Source organism: Rothia endophytica, from assembly GCF_928381505.1.
In the GTDB taxonomy this organism is placed as follows: Bacteria; Actinomycetota; Actinomycetes; order Actinomycetales; family Micrococcaceae; genus Rothia; species Rothia endophytica_A.
The window spans coordinates 289090-309474 of sequence record NZ_CAKMSJ010000003.1 but is presented as its reverse complement, the minus strand read 5'-3'; the positions used below and the strand labels follow the sequence as shown (position 1 = coordinate 309474).

Below are 20385 nucleotides of genomic sequence, written 5' to 3'. Positions count from 1 at the left end.
GACGGCTCCGTGCAGCTTCATGACACCCTTGCCCTGGTCACCGGGGCGGCTTCTGGAATCGGCAATGCTACCGCCAGGGCGCTCCTTGCCCAGGGTGCTCAGGTCTACGGTTTAGATCTGCAACCCAGCATTGACCGTGCCGAACCCCTGGAAGGGTTGACCCTGCTGGCAGCTGATGTCACCGACTACGCCGCCGTTGAAGCAGCCCTGGCTCAGGTTCAAAAGGTGGGGCAGCCCCTGCGTACCGTGGTCAACTGCGCTGGCATTGCCCCCGGTGCCCGCGTCCTTTCTAAAAAGGGCAAGCATAACCCGGCTCTCTTCGCCAAAACTGTGAACATTAATATGGTGGGCACCTTCAACGTGCTCACCAACGCCGCAGCTGTCATGGCAGAACAGGAGCCCGCTACCGAGGACGGCTGCCGCGGCGTTATTATCAATACCGCCTCCATTGCGGCTTTTGAAGGGCAGATCGGGCAGATTGCCTACGCCGCCTCTAAAGGTGGGGTGGCTGCCATGACGCTGCCCGCTGCCCGCGACCTAGCCAGTAGTGGCATTCGCGTGAACACCATAGCTCCTGGCATCGTTGACACCCAGCTCATGGCAGGTATCGCCGAAGAATTCAGGGAGGCACTGGCCGCCGGCGTCCCCTTTCCCCAACGCTTGGCAACCCCCGCAGAATTCGCAGACCTGGCGGTCTTCATCGCCCAACACGACTACATCAACGGCGAAACCATCAGAATGGACGGCGCCCTGCGCATGGGCCCCCGCTAAAACCTACTCTAGGAGGACATCATGACCACCCAACCCACTATCGCTTTTATCGGACTGGGGCACATGGGCGGCCACATGGCCGCTAACCTGGTAGCAGCCGGCTACACCGTGCACGGTTTTGACCTGATGCCCGCAGCTCTGGACACTGCTGCCAGCAAGGGTGTCACCATTGCCGAGAGTGGCGTGGCTGCCGCAGCTCAGGCCGATATTGTGCTGACCATGCTACCCGCCGGCGCCCATGTGCTCTCTGCCTACCCAACGCTCCTAGCCGCCGCCAAACCCGGCACCCTTTTTCTCGACTGTTCCACCATTGAAGTAGACCATGCCCTGCAGGCAGCAGAAATGGCGCAGAAGGCGGGCTTTGAGGCAGTGGACGCCCCGGTGTCAGGCGGCATGGTAGGCGCAGAAGCCGGCACTCTTACCTTCATGGTGGGCGGTTCAGAAGCAGGCCTAGAACGTGTGCGCCCCCTGCTGGAGGTCATGGGTAAAAAGGTCGTGCACTGCGGCGCCAACAGCACCGGCCAGGCCGCCAAAATCTGCAACAACATGCTACTGGGCATAGCCATGATCGGAGCCTCAGAAGCCTTCGCCCTGGGGCAGAAGTTAGGGCTAGAAAACCAGGTGCTCTACGACGTCATCTCCACCTCCTCAGGCTACTGTTGGGCAGTCAACGTCAACTGCCCCGTCCCCGGCCCCGTGCCCACCTCACCCGCCAACAAGGACTACGAACCAGGCTTCGCCACCGCCCTCATGGCCAAAGACATGGGCTTGGCGCTCGCCGCCCTAGAAACTGCAGGTATAAACGGCGAGCTGGGTAAGCGGGCCGCTGCTATCTATGCTGAACTGGTAGAAGAAGGACGCGGTGGCAAGGACTTCTCAGATGTCTACAACCGCATTGCGGGCACCGCATAAACAAAGGAGAGCACATGAGCAGCTACGAGAACATCCTGACCGAAACTCGCGGACGGGTTGGGGTTATTACCCTCAACCGACCCAAGGCACTCAACGCCCTCAACGACGCCACCATGCGCGAGGTTGTTGCCGCCGCTACCGCTTTTGATGCGGACGCCGGGGTGGGGGCTATCGTCCTGACCGGTAGCGAAAAAGCCTTTGCCGCCGGTGCCGATATTAAGGAGATGTCGAGCCAGACCTACGACAGCATGTACGCCGCCGACTGGTTCGCCCACTGGGACAACCTCACCCGCCTGCGCACCCCGATCGTCGCTGCGGTCAATGGCTATGCCCTGGGCGGTGGCTGCGAACTAGCCATGATGTGCGACATGCTGGTTGCCGGGCCTTCCACCAAGTTTGGCCAGCCCGAAATCAACCTGGGCGTCATCCCCGGCATGGGCGGCTCCCAGCGTCTGACCCGCGCCGTGGGCAAGGCAAAGGCAATGGATCTTTGCCTGACCGGGCGTTTTATGGGGGCTGAAGAAGCAGAACGCTCCGGGCTGGTGTCGCGCCTGGTTGAGAAGGACGAGGACGTTCTACCCACCGCTCTAGAAATGGCAGAGACTATTGCGTCTAAGTCCAAGTTCGTGGCGCAGGTAGCGAAAGAGGCAGTGAATGCTGCCTTTGAAACCACTCTGGCCCAGGGCATCCAGTTTGAACGCCGTACCTTCCACGCGCTTTTCTCTACCCACGATCAGAAGGAAGGCATGGCAGCCTTCGTGGAGAAGCGTGAGGCTAAGTTCGAGCACCGCTAAAAAGCTCTTTGAGAGAGGTGCAAGGTGGCCACGGCGTAAAGCGCTGTGGCCACCTTCCTACGCTCCGAAGAGATTTTTCTGAAGTTCGTTGGTATTAGCCTGTCTCCACGTGGGGCTACCGTCACAGTGTTGCACATCTCATTGAAATGTGACAAGGTTAGGTTCAATCGCAATAACTGACCAATCGGTCACTAATGATTTGTGGAGGCAAAGTGGCCAAACCGCACCCCATGCTTGAGCGTGACTACGCCACAGAGTGGATGGACCTTAATGTTCTAGAGGTCTCAGAGGGCTATGCCCTGGCAGAAATGACGATCACCCGCGATATGCTCAACGGCTTCGGCATCGTCCACGGGGGCATGACCTTTGCCTTTGCCGACACCGTTTTTGCCCTCACCGTTAACTCTTTGAACCCCGAAGAATTCAGTAAGAAAATCACTGTGTCATCCGGGGCAGACATCAACTACGTAGCCTCAGCACGCGAGGGTCAAACCCTGCGCGCTGAAGGTAAGCTCGCAGCATCCTACGGGCGCAACAGCCTGGTTGATGTCACCGTGACCTGCGAAGGCCAACTCATTGCCGAGTTCCGCGGCCGCGGGCGCACCATCACACCCCCGACAGCCTCGGAAGGACAGTAAATATTGAGCACCTACAAAGCACCCACCTGCAGTGTTGAGAACCCCTACACCCCACCGGCAAAGCCTGCTGACCCCGGTAGCCCCGATGCTGAGGAGCTGATGAGCCGGGACCAGATTGAGTCCCTTCAGTTTGAGCGCCTGCGCTGGAGCCTGCACTATGCCTACGAAAATGTGGCAGCTTACAAGGAGCTCTACGACGAGCACGGCGTGCACCCCGGTGACTTTAAAGAGCTAGATGACCTCAAGCTCTTCCCCTACACCGACAAAGAATTTCTGCGTAAGGCCTACCCCTTCAAGGCTTTCGCTGTGCCCATGAGCGACCTGCGCCGCATCCATGCGTCCTCGGGTACCACCGGCCAACCCACCGTGGTGGGTTACACCGAAAATGACTTGACCACCTGGGCATCCCTGGTGGCCCGTTGCTTCCGCTTCTCCGGTATCAAGCCCGGCCAGAAGGTGCACAACGCCTACGGCTATGGCCTCTTTACCGGTGGTCTGGGTGCGCACGCAGGTGCAGAACGCTTAGGCACCGCCGTCATCCCCATGTCCGGCGGCCAGACCGAGAAGCAGATCCAGCTCATCCGCGACTTCGAGCCGGACGCGATTCTCTCCACCCCCACCTACCTGCTAACCATTGCAGACGGTTTCCGCAAGCTGGGTATCGACCCCAAGGAAACCAGTCTCAAGACCGCGGTGCTGGGTGCTGAGCCCTGGACCGAGGAGATGCGTCACGAGATTGAAAAAACCTTCGGCACCCTCAAAGCCTGCGATATTTACGGTCTGTCTGAGGTCATGGGCCCCGGTGTTGCTGGTGAATCTGGCGAAACACAGGACGGCTCCCACCTTTGGGAGGACCATTTCCGCCCCGAAATCATTGACCCCTTTGACGACACTGTGCTTGATGTAGGACGCCCCGGTGAGCTGGTCTTTACCTCCCTCACCAAGGAGGCGTTGCCCATCATCCGCTACCGCACCCACGACCTCACCCGCCTGCTGCCCGGCACCCAGCGTCCCGGCCACCGCCGCCTGGGTCGCATCACCGGCCGCAGCGATGACATGATCATTCTGCGCGGCGTCAACCTCTTCCCCTCGCAGGTAGAAGAGCTGGCCCTACAGCAGCCTGAACTCTCACCCCACTTTGCCCTGGAGCTCACCCGCCCGGGCCGCATGGACGAGATGACCGTGCGTATTGAGCGCCGTGAGGACGCCACCATGGAGCAGGCAGAGGACGCCGGCAAGCGTCTGCTGCACGACATCAAGACCAAGATTGGTTCCAGCTGCCGCATCGAGGTGCTAGACCCGGACGTCCTGCCCCGCTCGGTGGGCAAGATTCGCCGTATCTACGATTACCGCAACAAGCCCAAGGGCACCGGCGAGTAAACGTCAGTTGAGCTAGTAGAAAGTGGGATCTGGCTACTACCATTGGGGGTGTCACCTGTCTGCAGGTGGCACCCCCACTGTGATGAAAGGAAACAGGTGAGCAAAACATCTGTGAAGCGCGGCCGCCCCGGCTATGAGCGGGCTGAGGTCTTACGTCTTTGTGTGGCTGAGTTTAACGAGCGAGGCTACGAGGCGACCAGCATGGACATGCTGGCTAAGAGGCTGGGGCTCACCAAAAGCGCGATTTACCATCACGTGGCGTCTAAAGAAGAGATCCTTGAGATTGCCCTCAAGCAGGCACTCAATGCCCTGGATGAGGTTTTTGAAGCGGGTGAAGTGCTCGAGGCGGATGCTCTGGAGCGTCTTGAATTTGTGGTGCGTCAGACCGTCTTTGTGCTGGCCGAACATCTGCCTGAGGTGACCCTGTTGTTGCGCTTGCGCGGCAACACCCCGGTGGAGGACGCAGCTCTGGGTAAGCGCCGTGAGCTGACGGTGCGCCTCTCCAACCTGGTGGGGGCAGCGCAAGAAGCCGGCTTCGTGCGTCAGGACGCTGACCCCGCCACCCTGGCTCGTCTGATTTTCGGCATGATTAACTCCCTGTCTGTCTGGTATGACCCCACCCGCGGCAGCGACGTGGACGCCCTGGCAGACACAGTCGTGGAGATGGCCTTTAGGGGCATCACAGCGTAGAGACAACAGAATAGGGCTAGAGCCGGTAGTTTTACCGGTTCTAGCCCTATTCCTATGGTGTTTAGGCTGTCTTAGCGACCAGGGTTAGCACGTCGTAGGTGGCGACGATTTCGTCGTTCTGGTTATGTAGCACGGCGTCCCAGGCGACCTCGCCGTACTCGTCGGTAACACGCGGGGTGATCTTCTTAGCGGTCAGGGTTACCCTGATCGCGTCGTCGTAGGTCACCGGGGTGATAAAGCGCAGGTTCTCCAGGCCGTAGTTAGCTAGGACGGGGCCCGGTGCGGGGTCCACGAAGAGACCGGCTGCCCAAGAAACCAGCAGGTAGCCGTGAGCCACGCGGCGGGGGAAGAAGGGATTAGCGGTTGCCGCTTCTTCATCGGTGTGGGCGTAGAACATATCGCCGGTTTCATGCGCGAAAGCGGTGATGTCCTCCAGGGTCACGGTGCGCAGGTCGGAGGCGAACTGGTCGCCAATCTCCAACTCAGCTAGGGACTTGCGGAAGGGGTGAACTCCCTCGCCAGCCTCAACCTGGGCGCGGGTCACGGTCTTGGCATCCGCACCGCTGTGCCATACCCCGGTTAGGGCGGTCAGCTTGTTGGGTGAGCCCTGAATCGCGGTGCGTTGCATGTAGTGCTTGACGGCGCGCACGCCACCCAGCTCCTCGCCACCACCTGCGCGACCGGGGCCACCGTGGACCAGGTGGGGTACGGGGGAGCCGTGGCCGGTAGAGGTCTTTGCATCTTCGCGGTCCAGTACCAGGACGCGGCCGTGGTGGGCTGCAATGCCCAGGGCAAGCTGGTTGGCAGTTGCGTCATCGTGGGTGCACACACTGGCGACCAGGGAGCCGCCGCCCATGGTGGCAAGCTCAACTGCCTCGTTCAGGCTCTTGTATTCCAGCACTGAGGTGACGGGGCCGAAGGCCTCTACACTGTGCACCTCGGGGGTGCGGGCGTCCGCAAACTTCAGCACGGTAACGGGGAAGAAGCTGGTGCCCTCGGGTGCCTCGCCTTGGAAGGCAATTTCGCCACCGGCAGCTACCAGGCGGTCAACAGCCTTGGCGACTTCTGCTTTCTGCTCGGGTGACGCCAGTGAGCCCATGGTGACGCCCTCTTCGCGGGGGTCACCTACCTTGATGCGTTCGCTCACCTTAGCTGCCAGTGCATCGATGACCTCCTGGCTGCGGCCGGTGGGCACAATGACGCGGCGCACCGCGGTGCACTTCTGGCCGGCCTTAGCGGTAATTTCTACCATGACCGACTTGATAAAGGCATCGAACTCAGGGGTGTTGGCCAGGGCGTCCGGGCCCAAAATGGCGGCGTTAAGAGAGTCAGTTTCAGCGGTGAAGCGCACGCCCTTGGTCTGCACATTGGGGTGGTTGCGTAACGCCTGGGCAGTGGTGGCGGAGCCGGTGAAGGCGACGTGGTCGCGGTAGTCCAGATGGTCCAGCAGGTCACGGGCGGAACCGGAAATCAGTTGCAGGGAGCCCTCGGGTAGCAGACCACTGTCTAGCATGAGGCGCACGGTTGCCTCGGTGACGTAGCCGGTGGGGGTTGCGGGCTTGACGATGGTGGGCATGCCCGCGATAAAGGCGGGCGCGAACTTCTCTAGCATGCCCCAGATGGGGAAGTTGAAGGCGTTAATTTCAACGGCTACACCGGGCAGGGTGGTATAGATGTGTTCACCGATGAAGGAGCCATCGCGGGATAGAATCTCGACGTTGCCGTCGATGATGACCTTGGAGTTAGGGAGCTCGCGGCGGCCCTTGGAAGAGAAGGTGAAGAGGGTTCCGATGCCTCCGTCCACGTCAATGTAGTGGTCGCGCTGGGTGGCGCCGGTGGAGAAGGAGATGTCGTAGAGGCCCTGCTTGTGCTCGGTCAGGCACTGGGCGATTTGCTTAATGATCAGCGCGCGCTCGTGGATGGTTAGCTTCTGCATGTTCTGCTGGCCAACGGTGCGGGCGTAGTCGATGGCACCTGCGGTATCGAGGCCCTCGGTGCTGACCTGGTAGATAACTTCGCCGGTAGCGGCGTCCACAACATCGGTGGTTTTGCCGGGGTTTTCGGGGGTCCACCAAGCGCCTTTGATGAAGCTGGGAACCAGGGTTGGGGTGCTCGTCATTGAGATGTCCTTCGCTGTTGCAGTACCACCCGGTAATAAGTGACCGAGCGTTCAGTTATTGATATAAACTATAGTTCACATCACAAGTGAGTGAAAGTTATCGGGCGAGGGTTACGCCTGGAAAGGACGCTGGTGGGTGAGATGGCAGACCAAGAACAGTTTGAGCTGTGGAGGATTACGCTCGGTGAGCTGGATGAAAAAATGGGCGTGAAGGTGCTAGAAGAGTCGGCTCAGCGCGTGGTCGCTACCATGCCGGTGGAAGGCAACCGCCAGTCCCTGGGTCTACTGCACGGCGGTGCCATGCTGGCAATCGGTGAGGCAGTGGGCTCCTGGGCTGCGGTAATTCATGCCTCCTCTATGGGCAAGGTAGCAGTGGGGGTAGACGTGAACGCTACCCACCATAAGTCTTCACGCGAGGGAGTCGTGCGGGCTACGGCGTCCGCCATTCACCTGGGCAGGTCGCTGACCACCCATGAGGTCATCATTACCCACGAAGAGACCGGTGACCGTCTCTGCACCCTGCGTATTACCAACTTTATTAAGGGGTAGGGAAGAGCCCAGCCGGCGAACGTGCACCTAAAGTTCGTTGAGGCCTAGCTGTAGTCGTAGAAGCCCTTGCCGCTCTTACGGCCCAGCTCGCCACGAGCCACCATATCGCGCATGAGCTGCGGGGGAGCGAAGCGCTCACCCAGCTGGGACTCCAGGTACTCAGCAATGCCCAGGCGGACGTCCAGCCCCACCACATCGGTTAGAGCCAGCGGCCCCATGGGGAACTTGTAGCCCAGCACCATGGCGTTATCAATGTCCTCGGGGGACGCGACGCCCTCCTCCACCATGCGGATAGCCTCCAGGGCGATTGCCACACCCAAGCGGGAGGAGGCAAAACCGGGAGCATCGTTCACAACAACCGGGGTTTTACCCAGGCCATCTACCCAGGTGCGTGCCGCTTCCTTAAGCGCGTCAGAAGAGTACTTAGACTGCACCACCTCGACCAGCTTGGACGCCGGCACCGGGTTAAAGAAGTGCAGGCCAATGAAATTGCCGGGGCGCTCCAAAGCCTCAGCCAGCCCATCGATTGATAAGGACGAGGTGTTGGACGCCAGGTAGGCACTCTCGCCCAGCTGTGCCTCGACGTCGCGCAGGGCGGAGACCTTCAGATCCCAGTTCTCGGGAACAGCCTCAACCACCAGGTCGCGGTCAGCAAAAGCTGCGTAGTCAACCGATACATCAAAACGCTCGGTCAGCTCACCCAGGTTACCGTCAAAAACACCGCGTTCAATGGACTTAGCCAGGTCGCGCTCCACGCGCTCGCGGGCAGCCTCGGCACTGGGTGCGTCGCGCTCAACCACAACTACCTGGGCACCAGCCAGGACGAAGGCGTGGGCGATACCCGCGCCCATGCGTCCGCCGCCCAGCACGCCCACACGAGCGGGAACTTTGAGGTCATGAATTTCAGTCACGGTTTACCTACTTCTTTTTGCGGTCTAGGAAGGCTTGCATGCGGTCGAACTTGGCATCAGATTCAAAGAGAATTGCCTGCGCCAGCTCGTCAATGTGGGGGTGGGCATCGCGCGGGGCGGCAAAGACCCGCTTGGTAATACGCACCGCCAGGGGGTCCTGGGCGCTGATACGGTCCGCCAGAGCGTGGGCGGCGTCCAGAAGCTCGGACGGCTCGTGCAGCTCGGTGACCAGGTGCAGATCCAGTGCCTCCTGGGCATTGAGGATGCGGCCAGCCATGAGAATCTCAAGAGCTACGGGTTCGCCCACCAGCTCTTTGAGACGCCAGAGTGCACCGGCGGCGGCGATAATGCCCAGATTGGTTTCGGGCTGACCCATCTTGATGTAGGGGGTGCCGATGCGGAAGTCCGCGGCGTAAGCCAGCTCCGCGCCACCGCCCAGTGCGTAGCCGTCAATAGCGGCAATGACCGGCATAGGCAGTTTGTGGATGCGGTCAAAGATCTGCGAGTTAACCCCGCGCAGGGCGTCCTCGCGGCGACGCTCGCGCAACTGGGCAATATCAGCACCAGAAGCGAAAATGCCGCGTCCGTTTACTTCGCACCCGGTCAGAATCAGAATCTTGGGGGTGGTCTCCAGGTAGGCGCAGAGTTCGTGCAGCTCAGCCACCATGGTGGCGTCAATGGCGTTGCGCACCTCGGGGCGATTCATTCGAGCGACCAGTCGCCCGTTTCCGTCCTCAATAGTCAGCGCGGTGAAGTGCTCAAACATTAGACCTTCTCCACCAGAACAGCCGCTCCCTGGCCCACACCGATGCACATGGTGGCTAGGCCGCGTTCGGCGTCCTCACGTTCCATGCGGCCCAGCAGGGTGATGATAAGGCGGGAACCGGACGAGCCCAGTGGGTGCCCCAGGGAGATCGCGCCACCGTCACGGTTGACGATGTCCTCGCTCAGCCCCAGGCGGCGCATGGACCCCAGTGACTGGCTAGCAAAGGCTTCGTTGAGTTCAACAGCGCCCAGGTCTTCGATGCTCCAGCCTGCGCGTGCCAGTACCCTCTCGGTGGCGGGGACCGGGCCGAGGCCCATGATTTCGGGGGCGAGACCTGCGGCGGCTCCGGTTACGAAGCGGGCACGCGGGGCCAGGCCATACTTTTTGATGGCAGCTTCTGAGGCAACGATAATGGCAGAAGCACCGTCATTGAGGGTTGATGAGTTACCTGCGGTGACTACTTCGCCGCCGGCGACCACGGGGCGCAGTTTGGCAAGCACCTCGGTGGTGGTGCCGGGGCGGGGGCCCTCGTCGGTATCAACCAGGGTGACGTTACCCTTACGGTCGCGTACAGGAACGGGCACGATTTCGTCCTTGAAATGGCCGGCCTCAATAGCGGCAATAGCCCGCTCGTGGGAGCGTACAGCAAAGGCGTCACAGTCTTCGCGGCTGATGCCATCGACTCGGGCAACTTCCTCAGCGGTTTCAGGCATGGAATAGGTGAATTTCTCACGCTTGGCGAACTCAGGGTTAACGAAGCGCCAGCCAATAGAGGTGTCAAAGGTTGCGCCGGGCTTGGCGAAGCCGGTGGTGGGCTTTTCCATGACCCAGGGGGCGCGGCTCATAGACTCAACGCCGCCCGCGATCACGATGTCAGCATCGCCGGCACGAATCATTTGAGCCGCCATGGTGACGGCACTCATGCCAGAGGCGCAAAGGCGGTTGACGGTAATGCCAGGGACGGTATCTGGGTAGTCGTTGAGCAGCCAAGCCATGCGGGCTACGTTGCGATTCTCTTCGCCGGCGCCGTTGGCGTTGCCCAAGATGACCTCATCGACCACGGCAGGGTCAATCCCTGCCTTCTCTACGGCATCCTTCAGCACCAGGGCGGCGAGATCATCGGGGCGGACGCTGGATAGCGCCCCGCCGTACCTGCCGACGGGGGTGCGGGAACCACCGACCAAATAAACCTGGGGTGCGGAAGACATTCAAACTCCTTTGTGAGAACGCGCGGGGCGCAGACGTCAATAACTGACCAATCGTTCACTAAATCTTTTCACCTTAAGTGACCTGGGTCAAGTGAGCCAGCCGCCCCCGAGGGAGCGGCTGGCGTGAGGGGGAGGTAAGGCCCCCGCTATGAGAGTGCTGGTTCTTTTGTTTCCTCGGGGTGCAGGTCAATTTCCTGGTTGCTCTTGGGCACCATGCTGACCGCAATAAGAGAAATAATTGACAGGAACACGATATACAAACCAATCATCCAAGATTGACCGGTCTCACGCAGAATCATTTCAGCAATCATGGGAGCAAAGGCGCCGCCGAGAATCGCACCAATGGCGTAGCCGATAGAGATGCCGGAGAAGCGGACCGCTGCCGGGAACATCTCGGCGTACATAGCCGACTGGGGGCCGTAGGAGGGGCCCAGGCCGATGGTGAGGATGAAGATGGCCAGGGTGAAGAGCACGATGTTGCCACTGTCGATGAGGAACCACATGGGAATGGCCCAGAGGATGATGAAGCCGTAGCCGAGTTGGAAGGTGCGCACGCGCCCAATCTTGTCGGACATCCAGCCGCCCAGCATGGTGAAGATGAGCCAGCCAAAACCGCCTATGATAGCCGCGGTCATGGCTTCGCTGCGGCTCATGCCCAGCGCTTTCACGCTGTATGAGATAAAGAAAGCGATGACTAGGTAGCCAGCTGCGTTGTTGGCAATGAAGATGAGTGCTGCAAGGATGACCTGGCGGGTGTTGGTCTTGAAGAGCTGCTTGAGGGGCGCAGATTCACGCTTCTTGAGGTTCTGCATTTCCTTAAAGACAGGGGATTCCTCAACGGAGTGGCGGATGTAGAAGCCCACCAGAATCAACACGATGGAGGACCAGAAGGGGATGCGCCAACCGAAGGAGAGGAACTGCTCTTCGGTGAGGATGGAGTTGAGGAAGAGGTTGATGAGGGTTGCCAGAATCATGCCCAGGGGGACGCCGATCTGGGGGAAAGCGCCAAAGAAGCCACGCTTGTGGCGGGGGGCGTGTTCCACGGACATGAGCGCTGCGCCGCCCCATTCGCCGCCTGCACTGAAGCCCTGTAGGATGCGCAGGCAGACAATCATGATGGGGGCTGCGATGCCGATGGAGGCGTAGGTAGGCACGAAGCCGATGCCGACGGTGGCGATGCCCATCATGATGAGAGTGAGCACTAGTGTGATGCGGCGGCCGAAGCGGTCACCGATGTGGCCAGCAACGATAGCACCCAGGGGGCGGAAGACGAAGCTGATACCCAGGGAGGCCCAGGCGACAATCTGTGCAATGGTGTTATCTTCACCTTCGGGGGTGAAGTATTGTGTTGCCAGAATGAGGCCGGCGGCCTGGGCGTAAATGAAGAAGTCGTACCACTCGATGGTGGTGCCGATGAGAGTTCCGGCGAGAACTTTTCGCTCTTCCCGGCTGACTTTGTGCGGTGCTACCGCTGCGTGTGAAGACATTGATGTACCTCTGCTGGTGGAGGGGCGCGTGTGCGCTTGATGCCCTGTGCAACCCCCTCTCATCTATGAGGCGGGGGTCACATCTTGGTGGTTAGTTATGAATCATATACGACTTTTAATCCCCGTGCGATAGTTTCCTAAAATTTTTTACCGTTCGGTCAGTAAATACATGCTGAGGTGCAAGGACGCCGGTGCTCGGCTTGCGCGCGCAAGCCGAGCACCGGCGTCCTGACTTAAGAGAAAAAGCTTAAGTCAGTGAAAGTTATTCGCAAATCACCTGGGGCACACCCATGTGCTTGAGCCCTTCAACACCGAACTCCAGACCGTAGCCTGACTGCTTGATGCCGCCGAAGGGGATACGGGGGTCAATGGCGCCGTGCTTGTTGATCCAGACGGTGCCAGCCTGCATCTGCGCGGCAACCTCGCGGGCGCGCTCAATGTTGGGGGACCAGACTGAGGCGCCCAGACCAACGTCCAGACGGTTAGCTTCTTCTAGTGCCTCTTCCAGGGTGGAGTAGCGAATAATTGGCAGGGCAGGGCCAAACTGCTCCTCAACCACCAGCGGGTTGTCCTTATCAAGATCGGCAATCAGGGTGGTGGGGTAGAAGAAGCCGGGGGCGGTTTCATCCGGGTTGCCACCCAGCAGTACACGCCCGCCGCCGTCCTTAGCCTTCTGAACCAGGTCAGCCACAATATCGTACTGCGCCTTGTTCTGTAGCGGGCCCAGGACGTTCTGTTCTTCAAGACCCACGCCCATGGGCATGTTCTGAGCAACCGCGGTCAGTTCTTCACAGACCGCATCGTAGAGAGGATCGGGCACGTAGAGACGCTTGAGGGCCGCACAGGTCTGGCCGGTATTGATAAAGGCGCCCCAGAAGAGACCCTCAGCAATCGCCTTGGGGTCTGCGTCATCCAGCACGATGCCGGCATCGTTACCACCCAGTTCCAGGGTGAGACGCTTGAGTGAATCGGCTGCGGAGGCGGCAATTTTCTTGCCGGTTGCGGTGGAACCAGTGAAGGTCAACTTGTCGAAACCGGGGTGAACCGACATCTTGGGGCCGATGGTGCGGTCGGCGCTATCGGCTACCACCTGCAGGACGCCCTCGGGCAGTGCGGTATTCATGACCTCAACCAGCGCCAGCACGCTCAGGGTGGTGTACTCAGAAGGCTTGACCACAATGGTGTTCCCCATACGCAGGGCGGGAGCAATCTGCCAGATTGCAATCATCATGGGCCAGTTCCAGGGGCCAATGCCCCCCACGACGCCGATGGGGCGGTAGTTGAGCACCGCGCGGGTTTCGCCGTCGTCCACCAGGATCTCTTCTTCTAACCCAAAGGACGCGGTGGCGCGGGTCCACGCCACAGCACCGCCTACCTCAAAGCGGGCGTTAGGGCCGTTCAGCGGCTTGCCCTGCTCACGGGAGAGCAGCTCGGCCAGGGGTTCGGAGGCCTGCTCAATAGCATCGGCCGCCTTCATGAGGTAGTCGCTACGCTCAGCGTGCGAGAGGGCTGCCCAGGCGGGCTGAGCTTCACGCGCTTTGGTAACAAGCTCATCGAGGACGTCAGCGCCCTGCTCGGGCGCCAAGCCAATGAGTTCTTCGGTGGCTGGGTCAAAAACCTCGCGAGTGCCTCCCTGTGTGACGCGGCTCAGAAGTTCCTGATATGTGGTGGGTAGTGACGACACTGTTAGCTCCTTGCTCTCAAATGGATCTTAGATTTATGATGTGGCTCACTGGAAAATTGGTGTTAGGTGTGCAGTGCACACTCCTTGGCCTGGTGTGCTCCCAGTCACCTCAGTTACAGTTTTGAGCAATCCCTGATACCGGAAGGCCCCTCATGCAGCAGGACGAAAAGCAAGAAGCCTACAGCTTTCGTAGCCACGACCCCATGAATCTCACCCAGTGGATTGCGGGCGCCAGAGAGAGCTTCGGCCCTCTCGTTATTACCGCTCCCGATTCTGAAAACTTCACCGCCAGCGTCCGCACCGCCTCACTTGGCGATGTGCACCTCTTCGATATGCGCACCCCCGCGCACACCGTTCGTAGGGACCCCGCAGCCACGGACTCCACCGATGGTTATTGCAAGCTCAGCCTGCAACTTGAAGGTAGCGCCGTCATCACCCAGGGCGGGCGAACCTGCACCCTAGGCCCGGGTGACCTGGCACTTTACCTGACTTCAAGCCCCTACCAGATTGAATACAGTGGAAGCCAGCGTAGCCTTGTGGTGCTCTTTCCGCAAAGCTTTGTTCACCTCAGCAGCGACTACCTCGAACTCATGACCGCCACCCCCGTGTCAGACACCCAGGGCCTGGGAAAATTTGCGGTGCCCCTCTTTGAGCAGCTGGCAGTAAACGTTGAGGAACTGTCAGGGCCCCACGCTCTCGCCCTGGTGCGCTCAGCCCTAGAAATGGTGATTACGGTGATGGCAGCAGAATCAAGCGAGGCGGGCCGCCAGCCCGATAACACGCTCTACCACCAGGCACTGGCCTACATCGAAGAGCACCTGTGTGACCCCCATCTGGGGCCGAGTAAAATCGCCGAAGCTCTCTATATCTCTCTGCGGCAGTTACACGGCCGGTTTGCGAGCCACCAACAAACAGTAGCAACCTACATTCGTACCCGCCGCCTGGAATCTATTCGGGAGGACCTAGCCAACCCCCTCTATCGCGGAGACTCGGTGCAGACCATTAGCGCCCGCTACGCTCTTTTTGATCCCTCCCACGTCAGCAAGGTCTTTAAGGCTGAGTACGGGGAGTCACCCTCAGCCTACCGGGCACGCATGCTTGCCACCTCATAGTACAATCCCGGGCACTTGCTGCTTATCGGCCGGTAGCGTCAGGCTAGCAGCTCACAATTTCTACCTCAATGGCGGCAGCAGGTAGCTCCCGGACCAGCAGGGCACTAACCTCTCGGGCCAGGGTGGGAACATGAACACCGGGAGCTGCGCCGATACGCACCGCCACGGTAAGGTCTGCGCCCCCGGTGCCCTGTATCAGGGTGTCGTCTGAACTGTTTGAGGTGTGGTTCTGGCTGCCCGCAGGTGCCTCTGACGTGGCATGTGAACGGCTCTGGGTGGTTCGCATAGCACGTAGCACATAGGGTGAGCGCGGGTAGATTTTCTCTACACCGGGTAGGTTCAGAATAGAGCGCCGCAGGCGGTCAAGGGTGACCCCTGCGGGAAGATAGCGGCCGGCAGATGTGGAGGTATCGGGTTCGATGAAAATACGATGGCTCATGCCGCCTCTACCTCCTGATTCTTGGTGTGAAGATCTTGCACTGTGATGTCGATACCGGTGATATTGAGCTCGCTGACCCGAGCAAATTCAGAGGTCAAGGCTTCTCGCAGGAGCTGGATCAGCAGGGGAATCTGCTGCCCCAGGCACACCGATACCGTGACCTGTACCGTGACCGGTGCGCCATAGGTCTGAACGTCACCCACAAGGCGGCACCTGCCAATCATAACTCCCTCAATGCGGTCGGCCACCGCCCTGGCTGCGGCCACTACTGCACCCTCACTCTGGCTGAGACGCACCCGCTCTGACGGGGCTTCTAGGGGGATAGACCGCCCGCTCCTTGCCTCAAAAACCAGGTTGTTCAGCAGAGAATCAACCCATGATGTGTCTGCCTCCTGCTCCTGTGTCTCCCGGTCTAGGGCCGTGGCCGCTAGGTCGTGGAGCTTGCTGAGAGAAGCGATTTTGCGGGTGCACTCCGGGCAGGAGTCAATATGGTGAGCGAGTTTGTGGTGAGCAGGGCTGAGCGGCTGGCTTGTATCGCGATCCACCCAGTCGCTGAGAGTGCTGATGGGCATGTTGCAATCTGTCATTGTTCCTTACTTTCCCTCCATACCCTCGAGTAGCTTGACCCGTGCGCGGGCTAGCTGACCTCTGACGCTGGCCGTGGTGATATTGAGCGCCTCCGCGATCTCCTGGTAGCTAGATCCCCCAAATTCACGCATCAGCCAGATGCGCTGCTGTTGTTCGGGGAGCTTTTTCAATACCTGGGTGAGCTTCTGCATGTCTGTGCTGATGAGAGCCTGAGTCTCGGGGGTAGGCTCTGTGCTAGGGAGGTGCTGCTGGTCTTCAAGGGGGAGGTTCTTTGCCCGGGCCCGAATAAGATCTATACATTTGCGGCCGGTGAGGGTCATGAGCCAGCTTTTGACCTTGCTGGGATTCTGTAGCGTGTCCAATTTTTGCCAGGCCTGGAGCAGAGTCTCCTGGAGGGCATCGTCCGCGTCTGCCGTGCTACCCGTCAGCCTGAGCGCATAGGCCCGCATGAGCGGTAAGTAACGCCGTACCAGTATCTGAAAGGCCTGTTCATCTCCGTCAATGGCGCGCTGGCACAGTAGCTGATCGGTGGGCCCGGATGGCTGATGCTGACTTGAATCTGTCACCTGTGGTTCCTGATGGTGGTTAGCTTGGGGAGGGGAAGGCCGGGGCGCGTGAGCCCCGGCCTTCGAGCTAGCGAACTCGCTGCTCGTCCTGGTGAAGGGTAGCCCGCAGGCCACCGGTGGCTCGTACCAGGAGAGGAACCTGGTACCCCAGGAGCCTATCGAGCCCCTGTGCGACGCGAGCCGTCAGCTCTTGAAGCTGCACCAGGTTCGCCCCCTGGCGGACCTCAAGCTTAACCTGCACCCCGGGGGTTTTCTTCACAGCCAACGAAGTGACGGTGACGGCAAGCAGGTCAGGATGGTTCTCAAAAGCCTGGCTCACAGCCTCTTTGACGAAGCTATGAGATAGTGTAGTGCTCCCCTCACCCTGAGGGTCCTGCTGGGTGCCCAGGGAGCTGACGCGCCGGGCCCGCTGCTTCAGCATCAGCCAGAGAAGAGCCGCCACCGCTAGGAGCATGAGCGCGAGCAGGGCAAGAGTGAAGAGGCTGGTTTGCCCCGAGGTAGTATCTACCGCTGCGCTGGCTAGGCCCTGCCTGGCCTCTGTTTCGAGGGGGGCCAGGTGGGTCTCCCAGGCCTGCCGGGCTTGCGGCAGAAACAGGAGGGCGCATGCCCCCGCCCCAAGGGCAAGAAGGACGATCCCGGTCGCCCCAAGGAAGACACGGTTGAGAGCTCTAGGTGTGCTACCCATGAGAGATAACCCCCTGTTTTTCTATCTGGACGCGGGCCTGCGAGGCAGGTGTGAGCGCGTAGCTATCGATGGTGGCTTGCGCCATGTCGGTGAGCTCTTGAGCGTCAACCCGGTGGCCGGATATAGGCGTGACCGTGATGAGTACCCGGCGGGCAGATACGCGGGTAACAACCTGGCCACGGGTCAGACCGGTCCGTTTGCGTATGGCTGCGCTGAGGGCGGATGCAAGTACCCTGTCATCAACAATGAAGGCGAACCGCCCGGTGCGGGCACGGTGGCGGTTGAGGCTACCTGGAGCGCAGGCCAGGAAAATCAGGAAGAGGCCTGCGAGAGAGAGCAGGGCGCCGAGAGTAATACCGAGCGGACCTGACAGGAGCTCCGGTGCTGAGAAGAAGGCGGAGAAAGCCTTCTCTCCCGAGAGCACAAGCGGGGGAAGCCCGAGGGCCGCACGTACCAGCTCTGTGCCACACCATACCAAAATCACGATGAGTGCAAGGGCAAGCAGCACCGTAGCAAAGGAACGTGACGAGTGGGTTTCCCGCCGCCCCATGAGGTTCACCAGGGGGCCGGCCTGATCACGATCCAATTCCAGGTGGTTACCGGTAGGCGGGTTCTGGTGCCTTTGAGCGTCACCAACATAGCCTAAAGTACCCTGTTCGTTCATTGCACTCTCGCCTCCTTACCGAGCGGCGCGACACCGTTAAGCGTCACGTTGACAGAGCCTACCTCTGCTCCGATGAGCTGGGTGGCGCGGGTTGAGATGCGGGTGCGGGCCCGGGAGACCGCGTCAAAGACAGTGCCGCCGAGTGCCGCAAGATAGGTTTCGTGCTCGATGAGCCTATCGAGTCGGGGGAGCGGGTAGTCCACGGTAACCGATATGCCAAGCTGACCGTCGTCGTCAAAGAGGGAGGTCTGCGCCCTCTCTACAGGTACCCCTATAGCCTGAGCAGCAAGGGCTGAGCAGGTCGATATCAGGGCTTTCTGCCTGACCGTGGTATGCCCGCGTCCTTTAATGTGTGTAGTCATTGAGCCTCATTTGCCGTGCGCAGGTTGCTGGGGTTGACCGCGCACACAGTGCTGAATACTGAATTTACCGAGATGATGTGCTCTTACGCAGGGCATCAAAGAGGTCTGAAACGCTGAAGTCTGAGGCCTGCATAAAATGCCCAGCAGCGGCACCGAGAGCCATCAGGAGAGCAACCAGCACGAAGCCACCAAAACCGTAGGCAAGCCCAGCGAAAGCCAGAATCGTGCCCAGCAGGGCACCAGCAAAAGTCTTAGTCATTACTTAACACGACCCTCAGATTCGGTGGCTTCTTCAGCGGAGTCGTCGCTGGGGATGTGAACGTCGAGAACTTCAATATTCACCTCGGTGACTTCGAGGCCAGCTAGCGTTTGAATAGCTTCAATCACCGCCTGGCGAGCCTGGTCGGCGACGTCGTAGATGGGGTAGGGGTATTCGATGATAATGGAGAGGTCGAGGGCGGCCTGGGTCTGACCTACCTCTACGCTGATACCCTGCCTGAGGTTGTCTTCTTGGCCTACAGCGTTGCGCAGGGCGCCCATGGCACGTGCTGCACCGCCGCCTAAGGCGTAGACACCTTCAACCTCGCGCAGGGCAATGCCTGCAATCTTGGCAATAACACCGTCGTTGATGCTGGTGGAACCCTGGCCGTTGTCGGTGCCGGTGTTGCGGGTGAGGGGCTCGACGCTCTGGTTTCCGGCGATATCTGCGGGGGTCACGGTGGTCTGAGACATGGTTTCTTCCTTCTGTAAAGGGTCGTTAGTTTAGGTGACGGAGCAGATTGAGAGGGGCTCTCAATCTATGCCAGATGCGCCGTCAGTAGTAAGACGGAACAGAGGGGCAAAGTGTCACGGAAATTTTTAATTTTTTTTTGACGCTGTGGTGAAAGCGGGCCCTACAACTTGCATCAACCTCTTACTTTTCAGAGGGGCGGATGCCTCTTGGTTAGGCACCCTTTCAATTAAAAAACTTTACTAGTAAAATAATTTCTGTAGGAAAATCCACCAGAAAGGCGCAAGGCCATGACTCAAAAAATAGGCTTCCTCTCCTTTGGCCACTACGGCGACTACCCCGGTTCCAAAACCCGCACCGGCGCCGACATGCTCCACCAGGCCATCGATCTAGCGGTCGGCGCTGAAGAAATCGGGCTGGACGGGGCCTTCTACCGCGTGCACCACTTCGCCCAGCAGCAGATGTCCCCCTTCCCCCTGCTGGCCGCCGCAGCAGCCCGCACCTCCACCATCGAGCTGGGCACCGGCGTCATCGATATGCGCTACGAAAACCCGCTCTACATGGCAGAGCAGGCCGCCATGGTCGACCTCATCGCCGGTAACGAGCGCCTACAGCTGGGTATCTCCCGCGGCTCACCTGAGACCGTCTATAAGGGCTTTGCCCACTTCGGCTACCTACCCGCCGAGGGGGAGGACGAGACCGATATGGCTCGCCGTCACACCGCCCTCTTCCGTGAGGCTATCGCCGGTAAGGGAATTGCTCAGAACCTTGCTGACCCTACCCAGCTCGACCCGATTACACCCCAGTCACCCGGCCTGCCCAGCCGTATCTGGTGGGGTGCTGGCACCCGCAACACCGCCCGCTGGGCCGGCGAGCAGGGCATGAACCTGATGTCCTCCACCCTGCTGTTGGAAGATACCGGCGTGCCCTTTGACCAGCTCCAAGCCGAGCAGTTGCGCATTTTTAAAGAGGCCTGGAAGTCTGCCGGGCACGAGGGTGCTCCGCGCACTTCGGTCTCGCGCTCGATTATCCCGATTATTGACGAGCAGAGTAACTACTACTTCGGTCTGCGCGCTCAGGGTGAGGGGCAGGACCAGGTCGGTATTCTGGATGGTGCTGTCTCCCGGTTTGGCAAGAGCTATATCGGCGAGCCCGATAAAATCGCCGAAGAGCTAGCCCGGGATGAAGCCGTTGTCGAGGCGGACACCCTGCTGGTGACTATTCCCAACATGCTGGGAGTGGATTTCAACCTGCGCCAGCTGCAGGCAATCGTCCGCGACGTTAAGCCCGCCCTCTACCCCGCGTAGGTACCATTCCACTCAGAAAAACC

General features: G+C 60.0%; 23 protein-coding genes. 9 read left to right on the top strand and 14 right to left on the bottom strand.

From position 1 onward, the window contains the following. Positions 1-9 precede the first annotated feature (9 nt). From L6990_RS05375 to L6990_RS05350, 6 genes are all read left to right on the top strand, one after another. On the top strand, positions 10-771 hold the full coding sequence (locus tag L6990_RS05375) for an SDR family oxidoreductase (protein WP_237203039.1): 762 nt from the start codon (positions 10-12) through the stop codon (positions 769-771). A gap of 21 nt (positions 772-792) precedes the next feature. Further along, positions 793-1683 carry a 3-hydroxyisobutyrate dehydrogenase gene (mmsB, locus tag L6990_RS05370; RefSeq protein ID WP_237203038.1) on the top strand — a complete coding sequence of 297 codons (891 nt, stop codon included), beginning with the start codon at positions 793-795 and terminating at the stop codon, positions 1681-1683. 14 nt (positions 1684-1697) lie between these two features. Further along, the gene (locus L6990_RS05365; RefSeq protein WP_237203037.1) at positions 1698-2477 is read left to right on the top strand and encodes an enoyl-CoA hydratase; all 780 of its coding nucleotides are present in this window, start codon (positions 1698-1700) and stop codon (positions 2475-2477) included. A 212-nt stretch (positions 2478-2689) separates the two neighbouring features. Then, entirely contained in the window at positions 2690-3115 is a 426-nt protein-coding gene (locus tag L6990_RS05360; RefSeq protein ID WP_237203036.1) for a PaaI family thioesterase, read from the top strand. Between the two features lie 99 nt (positions 3116-3214). Then, complete coding sequence (locus tag L6990_RS05355) at positions 3215-4495, top strand: phenylacetate--CoA ligase family protein (protein WP_237203110.1); 1281 nt, start codon at positions 3215-3217, stop codon at positions 4493-4495. A 96-nt stretch (positions 4496-4591) separates the two neighbouring features. Further along, complete coding sequence (locus L6990_RS05350; protein ID WP_237203035.1) at positions 4592-5185, top strand: TetR/AcrR family transcriptional regulator; 594 nt, start codon at positions 4592-4594, stop codon at positions 5183-5185. 61 nt (positions 5186-5246) lie between these two features. Here L6990_RS05350 and paaZ read toward each other — a convergent pair whose 3' ends face one another. After that, a complete protein-coding gene (gene paaZ, locus L6990_RS05345; RefSeq protein ID WP_237203034.1) occupies positions 5247-7304 on the bottom strand; it encodes a phenylacetic acid degradation bifunctional protein PaaZ in 2058 nt (685 codons plus the stop codon). 141 nt (positions 7305-7445) lie between these two features. Here paaZ and L6990_RS05340 point away from each other — a divergent pair, with 141 nt between their 5' ends. Next, entirely contained in the window at positions 7446-7853 is a 408-nt protein-coding gene (locus L6990_RS05340) for a PaaI family thioesterase (RefSeq protein WP_237203033.1), read from the top strand. Positions 7854-7897: 44 nt separating this feature from the next. Here L6990_RS05340 and L6990_RS05335 read toward each other — a convergent pair whose 3' ends face one another. From L6990_RS05335 to L6990_RS05315, 5 genes are all read right to left on the bottom strand, one after another. After that, entirely contained in the window at positions 7898-8764 is an 867-nt protein-coding gene (locus L6990_RS05335; protein WP_272879268.1) for a 3-hydroxyacyl-CoA dehydrogenase family protein, read from the bottom strand. Between the two features lie 7 nt (positions 8765-8771). After that, positions 8772-9530 (bottom strand): enoyl-CoA hydratase/isomerase family protein, encoded by a 759-nt coding sequence (locus L6990_RS05330; protein ID WP_237203032.1) that lies wholly within the window; start codon positions 9528-9530, stop codon positions 8772-8774. Then, a complete protein-coding gene (locus tag L6990_RS05325) occupies positions 9530-10738 on the bottom strand; it encodes a thiolase family protein (protein WP_237203031.1) in 1209 nt (402 codons plus the stop codon). Before L6990_RS05325 ends, L6990_RS05330 begins: the two co-directional genes overlap by 1 nt. 146 nt (positions 10739-10884) lie before the next feature. Beyond that, positions 10885-12225 carry an MFS transporter gene (locus L6990_RS05320; RefSeq protein WP_237203030.1) on the bottom strand — a complete coding sequence of 447 codons (1341 nt, stop codon included), beginning with the start codon at positions 12223-12225 and terminating at the stop codon, positions 10885-10887. A gap of 262 nt (positions 12226-12487) precedes the next feature. Continuing rightward, positions 12488-13909, bottom strand: a complete 1422-nt coding sequence (locus tag L6990_RS05315) for an aldehyde dehydrogenase family protein (protein ID WP_237203029.1) — start codon at positions 13907-13909, stop codon at positions 12488-12490. Positions 13910-14061: 152 nt separating this feature from the next. Here L6990_RS05315 and L6990_RS05310 point away from each other — a divergent pair, with 152 nt between their 5' ends. After that, entirely contained in the window at positions 14062-15021 is a 960-nt protein-coding gene (locus L6990_RS05310; protein WP_237203028.1) for a helix-turn-helix domain-containing protein, read from the top strand. 43 nt (positions 15022-15064) lie between these two features. Here the strand turns inward: L6990_RS05310 and L6990_RS05305 are convergent, their stop codons facing one another. From L6990_RS05305 to L6990_RS05270, 8 genes are all read right to left on the bottom strand, one after another. Further along, positions 15065-15460, bottom strand: a complete 396-nt coding sequence (locus L6990_RS05305) for a hypothetical protein (RefSeq protein WP_237203027.1) — start codon at positions 15458-15460, stop codon at positions 15065-15067. Beyond that, positions 15457-16032 (bottom strand): hypothetical protein, encoded by a 576-nt coding sequence (locus L6990_RS05300; RefSeq protein ID WP_237203026.1) that lies wholly within the window; start codon positions 16030-16032, stop codon positions 15457-15459. Before L6990_RS05300 ends, L6990_RS05305 begins: the two co-directional genes overlap by 4 nt. A 21-nt stretch (positions 16033-16053) precedes the next feature. Continuing rightward, a complete protein-coding gene (locus L6990_RS05295) occupies positions 16054-16614 on the bottom strand; it encodes an RNA polymerase sigma factor (RefSeq protein WP_237203025.1) in 561 nt (186 codons plus the stop codon). A 67-nt stretch (positions 16615-16681) separates the two neighbouring features. Beyond that, complete coding sequence (locus L6990_RS05290; protein WP_237203024.1) at positions 16682-17299, bottom strand: alkaline shock response membrane anchor protein AmaP; 618 nt, start codon at positions 17297-17299, stop codon at positions 16682-16684. Then, positions 17292-17963: a DUF6286 domain-containing protein gene (locus L6990_RS05285; protein WP_237203023.1), complete on the bottom strand. Its 672-nt coding sequence runs from the start codon at positions 17961-17963 to the stop codon at positions 17292-17294. Before L6990_RS05285 ends, L6990_RS05290 begins: the two co-directional genes overlap by 8 nt. Beyond that, positions 17960-18325, bottom strand: coding sequence for a hypothetical protein (locus L6990_RS05280; protein ID WP_237203022.1), 366 nt, complete (start codon positions 18323-18325; stop codon positions 17960-17962). Before L6990_RS05280 ends, L6990_RS05285 begins: the two co-directional genes overlap by 4 nt. 64 nt (positions 18326-18389) lie before the next feature. After that, positions 18390-18584, bottom strand: a complete 195-nt coding sequence (locus tag L6990_RS05275) for a hypothetical protein (protein WP_237203021.1) — start codon at positions 18582-18584, stop codon at positions 18390-18392. Then, complete coding sequence (locus L6990_RS05270) at positions 18584-19057, bottom strand: Asp23/Gls24 family envelope stress response protein (protein WP_237203020.1); 474 nt, start codon at positions 19055-19057, stop codon at positions 18584-18586. The genes L6990_RS05275 and L6990_RS05270 overlap by 1 nt, the downstream gene beginning before the upstream one ends. A gap of 288 nt (positions 19058-19345) precedes the next feature. Between L6990_RS05270 and L6990_RS05265 the strand changes: the two genes are divergently transcribed. After that, positions 19346-20362: an LLM class flavin-dependent oxidoreductase gene (locus tag L6990_RS05265; RefSeq protein ID WP_237203019.1), complete on the top strand. Its 1017-nt coding sequence runs from the start codon at positions 19346-19348 to the stop codon at positions 20360-20362. Positions 20363-20385: the final 23 nt, after the last annotated feature.

What these genes read in the sequence shown, in the direction of transcription:
- mmsB (WP_237203038.1), top strand. Translation starts at nt 793, where the DNA reads ATGACCACCCAACCCACTATCGCTTTTATCGGACTGGGGCACATGGGC.
- L6990_RS05365 (WP_237203037.1), top strand. Translation starts at nt 1,698, where the DNA reads ATGAGCAGCTACGAGAACATCCTGACCGAAACTCGCGGACGGGTTGGG.
- L6990_RS05355 (WP_237203110.1), top strand. Translation starts at nt 3,215, where the DNA reads ATGAGCCGGGACCAGATTGAGTCCCTTCAGTTTGAGCGCCTGCGCTGG.
- paaZ (WP_237203034.1), bottom strand. Translation starts at nt 7,304, where the DNA reads ATGACGAGCACCCCAACCCTGGTTCCCAGCTTCATCAAAGGCGCTTGG.
- L6990_RS05340 (WP_237203033.1), top strand. Translation starts at nt 7,446, where the DNA reads ATGGCAGACCAAGAACAGTTTGAGCTGTGGAGGATTACGCTCGGTGAG.
- L6990_RS05330 (WP_237203032.1), bottom strand. Translation starts at nt 9,530, where the DNA reads ATGTTTGAGCACTTCACCGCGCTGACTATTGAGGACGGAAACGGGCGA.
- L6990_RS05325 (WP_237203031.1), bottom strand. Translation starts at nt 10,738, where the DNA reads ATGTCTTCCGCACCCCAGGTTTATTTGGTCGGTGGTTCCCGCACCCCC.
- L6990_RS05320 (WP_237203030.1), bottom strand. Translation starts at nt 12,225, where the DNA reads ATGTCTTCACACGCAGCGGTAGCACCGCACAAAGTCAGCCGGGAAGAG.
- L6990_RS05310 (WP_237203028.1), top strand. Translation starts at nt 14,062, where the DNA reads ATGCAGCAGGACGAAAAGCAAGAAGCCTACAGCTTTCGTAGCCACGAC.
- L6990_RS05305 (WP_237203027.1), bottom strand. Translation starts at nt 15,460, where the DNA reads ATGAGCCATCGTATTTTCATCGAACCCGATACCTCCACATCTGCCGGC.
- L6990_RS05300 (WP_237203026.1), bottom strand. Translation starts at nt 16,032, where the DNA reads ATGCCCATCAGCACTCTCAGCGACTGGGTGGATCGCGATACAAGCCAG.
- L6990_RS05290 (WP_237203024.1), bottom strand. Translation starts at nt 17,299, where the DNA reads ATGGGTAGCACACCTAGAGCTCTCAACCGTGTCTTCCTTGGGGCGACC.
- L6990_RS05285 (WP_237203023.1), bottom strand. Translation starts at nt 17,963, where the DNA reads ATGAACGAACAGGGTACTTTAGGCTATGTTGGTGACGCTCAAAGGCAC.
- L6990_RS05280 (WP_237203022.1), bottom strand. Translation starts at nt 18,325, where the DNA reads ATGACTACACACATTAAAGGACGCGGGCATACCACGGTCAGGCAGAAA.
- L6990_RS05275 (WP_237203021.1), bottom strand. Translation starts at nt 18,584, where the DNA reads ATGACTAAGACTTTTGCTGGTGCCCTGCTGGGCACGATTCTGGCTTTC.
- L6990_RS05270 (WP_237203020.1), bottom strand. Translation starts at nt 19,057, where the DNA reads ATGTCTCAGACCACCGTGACCCCCGCAGATATCGCCGGAAACCAGAGC.
- L6990_RS05265 (WP_237203019.1), top strand. Translation starts at nt 19,346, where the DNA reads ATGACTCAAAAAATAGGCTTCCTCTCCTTTGGCCACTACGGCGACTAC.